Origin of the sequence: Streptomyces sp. UH6 (assembly GCF_013421635.1) — a bacterium.
In the GTDB taxonomy this organism is placed as follows: Bacteria; Actinomycetota; Actinomycetes; order Streptomycetales; family Streptomycetaceae; genus Streptomyces; species Streptomyces abyssomicinicus.
Genome location: NZ_JACADT010000187.1, coordinates 1 through 7,941, shown reverse-complemented (window position 1 = coordinate 7,941; position 7,941 = coordinate 1). Strand labels below are relative to the sequence as shown.

The 7,941-nt window shown below is 72.5% G+C and carries 5 protein-coding genes; all 5 read left to right on the top strand.

What is annotated here, in order from left to right:
• Positions 1-1,045 (top strand): thiamine pyrophosphate-binding protein (locus tag HW445_RS12240; protein WP_180221050.1); only part of this gene is annotated, 1,045 nt, incomplete at its 5' end.
• Between the two features lie 191 nt (positions 1,046-1,236).
• Positions 1,237-2,202, top strand: a complete 966-nt coding sequence (locus HW445_RS12235) for a helix-turn-helix domain-containing protein (protein WP_180221049.1) — start codon at positions 1,237-1,239, stop codon at positions 2,200-2,202.
• Positions 2,203-2,364: 162 nt separating this feature from the next.
• On the top strand, positions 2,365-4,998 hold the full coding sequence (locus tag HW445_RS12230) for a S8 family serine peptidase (protein WP_257231025.1): 2,634 nt from the start codon (positions 2,365-2,367) through the stop codon (positions 4,996-4,998).
• A 359-nt stretch (positions 4,999-5,357) separates the two neighbouring features.
• A complete protein-coding gene (locus tag HW445_RS12225; protein WP_180221047.1) occupies positions 5,358-6,839 on the top strand; it encodes an aldehyde dehydrogenase in 1,482 nt (493 codons plus the stop codon).
• A gap of 129 nt (positions 6,840-6,968) precedes the next feature.
• Positions 6,969-7,941 (top strand): VOC family protein (locus HW445_RS12220; protein WP_180221046.1); only part of this gene is annotated, 973 nt, incomplete at its 3' end.

The window sequence follows — 7,941 nt, the reverse complement described above, 5'->3', positions numbered from 1 at the left end:
CGCCTCCGGCGGACGGGAGGCGCTGATCGCGCTGGCCGAGAGGTCCGGGGCGCTGCTGGCCACCTCCGCGGTGGCCCGGGGCCTCTTCCACGACCAGGAGTGGAGCATCGACGTCTCCGGAGGGTTCTCCACCCCGCTGGCCGCCGAACTCATCGCCGGGGCGGACCTGATCGTCGGCTGGGGCTGCGCCCTCAACATGTGGACCATGCGGCACGGGCGGCTGATCGCCGACGACGCGACCGTGGTCCAGGTGGACCTGGAACGGGCCGCCATAGGCCGGGTGCGGCCGGTGGACCTCGGCCTGTGGGGCTCGGTGGCCGAGACGGCGGCCGACACCCTCGTCGCCCTCGCCGCCCTCGGGGAGGAGCGGCTGACCGGCTACCGCACCCCGGAGACCGCCGCCCGCATCGCCGCGGAGGGCTCCTGGAAGCAGGTCCCCTACCAGGACGGGACCACCGGAGAAGGCCCCGGCGGCGGGACCATCGACCCGCGCACCCTCACCGTCGAACTGGACCGGCTGCTGCCCGCGGAGCGGGTCGTCTCCGTCGACTCGGGCAACTTCCTCGGTTACCCCAGCATGTACCTGGACGTCCCCGACCACTACGGCTTCTGCTTCACCCAGGCGTTCCAGTCCGTGGGCCTCGGCCTGTCGACGGCGATCGGCGCGGCCCTCGCCCAGCCCGGCAGGCTGCCGGTCGCGGCGTGCGGCGACGGCGGTTTCCTGATGGGCATCTCGGAGCTGGAGACGGTGGTCCGGCTGGGCCTGCCGATGCTGGTGGTGGTCTACAACGACTCCATGTACGGGGCGGAGGTCCACCACTTCGGTCCGGAGGAGCCCGACCTGTCCACGGTCACCTTCCCCGACACCGACATCGCCGCCATCGCCCGCGGATACGGCTGCGAGGCGCTCACCGTCCGCACACCGGAGGACCTCGGCCCGCTCAAGGCCTGGCTGGCGGAGCCGGGCGGGCGTCCGCTGGTCGTCGACGCCAAGACGGCTTCCGCGGAGGGCGCGTGGTGGCTGAAGGAAGCGTTCGGCCACTGACCACCTGACCGTGTGAGGGCGGGCGGCCCGCGGTCTGGGTGTCTCACTCCACGGCACGGCCGTTGACCGGGGGCGGGTCGGCCCCCAAGATCAGCACAGCCACCAGCCACGGACGCTCGTCCGGAGAACCCCCGCACGCCGGGGGTCCGCGTGGCATGCCCGCACCGCTGTCGCGCGCCGGAGGGTGAGAGATGCTGGAAGGTCTCGGTATCGAACCGACCGAGGAACAGGTGTACGTCGAACTCGTCACCCGCGCCGCCGCCGACGCGCGGGAACTGGCCGGCCGGACCGGGCTGGGCGTGCCGGAGACCGAGACCGCGCTCGCCGGTCTGGAGCACAAGGGCCTGGTGACACGGCTGTCCGGCAGCCGGCGCGGACTGCGGGCGGCTCCGCCGGACGTCAACCTCAACCTGCTGATGCTCCACCGCATGGACGACGCCCGCCGGGCGCGGCACGCCATCGCCGAACTGACGGCGCGCTACCGCAGGGAGGCCGGGTACGAACCCGCCGAGCCGATCGAGGTGATCGAGGGCGCGGAGCCGCTCGCCGAGCGGTACAACCACCTGCTGCACGAGGCGCAGCACGAGGTCCGCAGCCTGGTCCGGGCGCCGGCCGTCGCCGTGCCCGCCGACGACAACGCCGGCCAGCAGGACGCCCTGCGGGCCGGTGTGCGGTACCGGGTCGTGTACCAGCGGGACCTCCTGGACACCGACGGCCCCGACGCGCCGCTGCTGCTCAAGGAGTGGGCCGAGCTGGGCGAGGAGATGCGCGTCGCGGTGGAGGTGCCGCTCAAGCTCGTCCTGGTCGACGACAGGATCGCCATCGTGGTGCCGGACCAGTCCGGACAGGACGAGGTCACGGCCCTGCTGGTGCGCAACCGCGCCATGGTGGACGCCCTCGGCTGGATCTTCCACCGGTGCTGGGAGTCCGCCGTCCCGGTGCCGACCGCGCTGGCCGAGGCCGAGGGCCCGCTGGCCGCCGACGACCGCTACCTGCTGTCGCTGCTCCTCGCCGGCTACACCGACCAGGCCATCGCCTCCCAGCAGAACGTGAGTCTGCGTACCGTCCAGCGGCGGGTCCGGCGGCTGCTGGCCCTCGCCAACGCCCAGAGCCGGGTGCAGCTGGGCTGGCAGGCCGCGCGGCGGGAGTGGGTCTGACCAGGCGTTGTCGCCTTTGCGACAAGGCACTAAACCGACAGCTGGGAGGGCTTTTTCGGCCACGTCGGCGGATGAAACGGTGTCGCTGTTCGACACGCCTTCATGGATAGGACGCCGATGAACACCCCCAGAAGTCACCGCACGAAGCCGTCCGTGAGAACCATGGCGACGCTCGCCGCGGTGGTCGCGGCCGGCAGCATGTCGCTGACCGCGATCCCGGCCCAGGCGGACCCCGCCCCGGCCGCGACGGCCGCCGCCGACAAGCTCGGCAGCCACGACCGCTCGCTCGTCACCCGGTACGCGCAGCAGTCCCGGGCGCGCAGCCTCCCCGCCGGGGCGGAGCGCGCGGTCCCCGACTTCGTGACGCTGATGCTGGCGGTCAGGGACGGGCGTGCGGAGGAGGTCCGCGAGGCGCTCACCGAGCTCGGCGCGGAGGTCACCCGGACCGACGCGGAGATCGGCTACGTGAAGGCCAACGTGCCGTTCGCCGCGGTGGACAAGGCCGTTGCGCTCGACGACGTCCTGCGGGCGGACGTGGACGAGCTGCTGAAGCTGGAGGACACGGGCGCGGGCGGGAGCGCGGCCGGGACGGCCGCGCAGGCCGCAAGCGCGTCGGGCGAGCTTCCCGCCGCCCCGTCGGCGAAGACGGGCGACGACAACCCGTACATGCCCACCCGGGACACCGGCTCGGTCCGCTTCAAGGAGAAGAACCCCTCCTTCGACGGGCGGGGCGTGACCATCGGCATCATGGACACCGGCGTCGACCCCACCCACCCGGCGCTGGCCGAGACCACCACCGGTGAGCGCAAGCTGGTCGACACGAAGACGGCGACCGACCCGACGAACCTGATCGACCTGCTCTTCGACCGGTCCTGGTCGCTGCTCACCGACTCCCACAAGGTCAGCGGGCCCACCGCGGAGAAGAACGGCATCACCTGGACCCTCCCGGCCTCCGAGGGCGAGGAGCAGCTGTACCTGGCGCCGCGCCTGCTCACGGAGACCAGCTTCGCCGACCCCACGCTGGACGGCGTACGGCTGGGCATAGCCGGCCGCGCCTCGGACGGCGCGGTGTGGGTCGACACCGACCTGGACCACGTCTTCTCGGACGACGAGCTGATCAAGGCGTACGACGTCGACCACGAGATCGGCTACATCGGCACCGACGACCCGGACACGCCGCAGGACGAACGGCAGCCGTTCACGGTCGAGTTCAAGAAGCTCCGCGGGAACTTCTCCGGCATCAACATCAACGCGCTCGACGTCGACCACGGCACCCACGTCGCCGGCATCACCGCCGCGAACGGCATGTTCGGCGGCCGGATGGACGGCCAGGCGCCCGGCGCCAAGCTGGTCTCCATGCGGGCCTGCCACGCGAACGGCTGCTCCAGCGCCGCCCTCAACGACGGCATGATCGACCTCGCCACCAAGTACGGCGTCGACGTCATCAACATGTCGATCGGCTCCAGCCCGGCCCTCAACGACGGACAGAGCGCCCAGGCGCTGCTGTACAACCGCCTGATCGACGAGACCGGCGTCCAGATGTTCATCTCGGCGGGCAACTCCGGCGCCGGCACCAACACCGTCGGCGACCCGAACATCGCCGACAAGGTGGTCAGCGTCGGCGCCTCCGTCACCCGTGAGACCTGGTGGTCCAACTACGGCTCCGAGGTGGACTTCAAGGACGGCGTGTTCCCGTTCTCCTCGCGCGGCCCGCGTGAGGACGGCGGCCTGAAGCCGGACATCACCGCTCCCGGCTCGGCCGTCTCCACCACGCCCCGCTGGATGCCCAACGCCTCCGTCGCCGAGACCGGCTACGCCCTGCCGAGCGGCTACAGCCACATGAACGGCACCTCGATGGCGGCCCCGCAGGCCACCGGCGCGGCGGCCCTGCTGCTGTCCGCCGCCAAGCAGAGCGGCGTCAGCGCCACCCCGGCCGAGCTGCGCAAGGCCGTCTACACCACGGCCGACTACAACAACAAGGTCGACGCCGTCGCCCAGGGCCACGGTCTGTTCGACGTCGAGCAGGCGTGGAAGTTCCTCTCCAAGGGCGTCGCGACCGGTGAGCAGGTCACCGTCTCCGCCCCGGTGTGCACCGTGCTCTCCGGCCAGCTGGCCACGCCGAACACCGGCACCGGCCTCTTCAACAGCTGCGCCCCCGGCAGCGGCGGCCAGGGCGTCGGCGAGTCCCGCACCTACGACGTCACCCTGACCCGCACCGGCGGCAAGGACGGCGCCCAGACCTTCGAGCTCGGCCTCAAGGGCGACGACGACACCTTCTCCGTGCCCGAGCGCGTCGTCCTCGAGAAGGACGTCCCGACGGTCGTCCAGGTGACCGCGAAGCCGGCCACGCAGGGCGTCCACAGTGCCGTCCTGAACATCGACAACGAGGACGTCCGGGGCCTGGAGCAGGCCACCCTGCTGGTGGTCGAGGCCGCGGCCGAGCTGACGGCCGGCACCACCTGGTCCGCCGACGGCAGGACCGACCGCAACGAGGCCGTCCGCTACACGGTGGCCGTGCCCGCCGGGACCAAGGCGCTGACCGTGAACCTCTCGGGCCTCGCCGACGGCAGCCACACCCGCTTCTGGGCCTACACCCCCGAGGGCGTCAGCGGTGAGCGTGCGGGCAGCGGCTCGCTCAACTGCTACAGCAACTTCTCCGACGCCGCCGTCTGCGACCCGGGCACCCGTACGTTCACCAACCCCAAGGCCGGCGTGTGGGAGATCGTGGTCGAGTCCCGCCGCACCAGCCCGCTGCTGCACAACCCGTTCCACCTGGAGGCGTCCGTCACCCAGTGACGCAGGTCCTCGTGACGCAGGTCCTTGTGACGCGCGGTCCTTGTGACGCGCGGTCCTTGTGACGCACGGTTCTTGTGACGCGCGGTCGGTCGACGGACCTTCCGTGACCTGACGGCCACCTCCGCAGAGGCCCGGCCGGGGCAACGCCCCGGCCGGGCCTCTCGCCGTGCCGCCGCGCCACCTGTCCCGCGCCGTGGGAGGGACCCGTGAGGCCGGCGGGGTCGCGTCCGCGTCCGGATGGGTGACGGGTGGGCGACGGGCTCTTGCGGAGAGATATTTAAGGGGTTAGATTTTCACCACCAAGTGATCAGGTCCTGAAAGGCCCGGTCGCAGGCCGCGAACGCCCAGGAGGAGAAGCCATGACCGAGACGGTTCTGCCGCCGGACGAAGCGCTGATCGCCGGGCGCTGGCGGACCGGATCGGGTGCGCCGACCGAGGTCGTCGACCCCGCGACCGGCCGGGTGCTGACCACGCTGCACGGCGCCTCCCCCGAGGACGTGGACGCGGCGGCCCGGGGTGCCTCCCGGGCCGCCGCGGACCCCGCCTGGCGGGACCTCGCCCCGCACCTGCGGGCGCGGTACCTGCACCGGATCGCGGAGCTGATCGACGTGAACGCGGACCGGCTCTCGGCGATCCAGACCGCCGACACCGGCAAGACCCGCACCGAGACCCGCGCCCTCGCGGCCAGCGCCGCCGGCACCTTCCGGTACGCGGCCGCCCTGCTGGAGACGGCGGAGGACGCCCTCACCCCGTCCCGCGGCGCCTACGTCACCGTCACCACGCACGAGCCCATCGGCGTGGTCGGCGCGATCGCCCCGTGGAACTCGCCGATCGCCTCGGACGCGCAGAAGATCGCCCCCGCTCTCGCGGCCGGCAACGGCGTGCTGCTCAAGCCCGCCGACTGGACGCCGCTGACCTCGCTGGCCCTGGGCCGGCTGATCACCGACAGCGGGCTGCCCGAGGGGCTGGTGTCGGTGCTGCCCGGCCGCGGCAGCGTGGTGGGCGACGCGATCGTCAAGCACCCGCTGGTCGGCAAGGTCACCTTCACCGGCGGGACGAACACCGGCCGCACGGTGGCGCACGCCGCGGCGGAGAAGCTGATCCCCGTCTCGCTGGAACTGGGCGGCAAGTCGCCCACCGTGGTCCTCGAGGACGCCGACGTCGAACAGGCTCTGGCCGGTGTGATGTTCGGGATCTTCTCGTCCAGCGGCCAGTCCTGCATCGCCGGTTCGCGGCTCTTCGTGGCGCGGGCGATCTACGACGAGTTCGTCGGCGAACTGGTGCAGCGGACCCGGAAGTTGCGGGTGGGTCCGGGCACCGATCCGGCCACCCAGGTCGCGCCGATGGTGCACCGCAGACACCGCGACCAGGTCGCCGCCTACGTGGACCTGGCCCGTGAGGAGGGCGCCCGGGTGCTGTGCGGCGGGGCCGTACCGGAGGGCGAGCAGTACGCGGAGGGGGCGTACTACCTGCCCACCGTGCTCGACGGCCTGCCCGCCGACGCCCGGACGTGCCAGGAGGAGATCTTCGGGCCGGTGCTGGTCTGCCTCCCGTTCGACGACGAGGAGGATTTGGTCCGCCAGGCCAACTCCACCGTCTACGGGCTGGCCTGCGGCATCTGGACCCGCGACCTGGCCCGCGCCTGGCGCCTCGCCCGGCGGATCGAGGCCGGCACGGTCTGGATCAACACGTACAAGCAGTTCAGCTCCAGCACCCCGTTCACCGGGTGGAAGGAGAGCGGGCTCGGCACCGAGAAGGGCCGCGACTGGCTGCGCGGCTACCAGCGGCAGAAGTCGCTGTACTTCGGCACCGACCCCGCCCCGCTGCCCTGGGCCTCCTAGCTCCCGGCTGCACCCCCGGCGTCACCCCGGCCTCCCGGCCCCGGCTCCACCGTGCGGCCCGTACCGCCCGTACCGCCCGCACCACCCGTACCGCCCGTACCGCCCCGTTCGACGATCAGGAGAGACGGCATGTCCGAGACGGCCCTCCAGCGGCCCCCCGTCGCCCGGCTGCGCAAGCTGCGCGCCGTGGAGCTCTTCGTCCCGACGCTCACCGAGTCCGCCGACTTCTACTCCGAGGTCTGGGGCCTGGAGACGGTCGACGCCGACCGCGACGCCGCCTGGCTGCGCGGTACCGGCGACGAGCACCACGTGCTGCGGCTGTCCCGCGCCGACCGGGTGGGCCTCGGCCGCATCGCGTTCGCCGTCGGCTCCCGCGAGGAGGTCGACGAGGCGGCCCGGCGGCTGCTGGCCCGCTCCATCGTCCCGGTGCACGGTCCCGGCCCGCTGGAGCAGGCCGGCGGCGGGTACGGCGTGCGGTTCACCGACCCGGAGGGGCGGCTGATCGAGATCAGCGCCCTGGTCGAGGCGGTCCCGGAGCGCGGCCGGCAGGCGGCGGTGCCGGTCGGCGTCACCCACACCGTCCTCAACACCACCGACATCGACGCCGCCGTCGCCTTCTACTGCGACGTGCTGGGCATGCGGGTCTCCGACTGGTCCGAGCACCAGATGGCGTTCCTGCGGGTCAACGCCGACCACCACTGCATCGCGTTCAACCAGGCCGAGTGGACCTCCCTCAACCACGTCGCCTACGAGATGGACTCCGTCGACCACTTCATGCGGGGCCTGGGCCGGCTGCGGCACCACGGCATCACCCCGAAGTGGGGACCGGGCCGCCACGGACCGGGCGACAACACCTTCTCCTACTTCACCGACCCGTCCGGGCTGGTCTGCGAGTACACCTCCGAGGTCGCGCAGATCGTCGAGGACCGGTGGATCGCCAAGGTGTGGCGCCGGGTGCCCGAGCTGTCCGACCTGTGGGGGACCGCCGGGCCGCCCAGCAAGGAGATCCGCTGCCACATGGCGGGCACGCCCGACCCCGGGCCGCTGGGCGCGCCGGTCGACGCCATCGTGGACACGGCAGCGGGCACGGCAGCGGGTACGG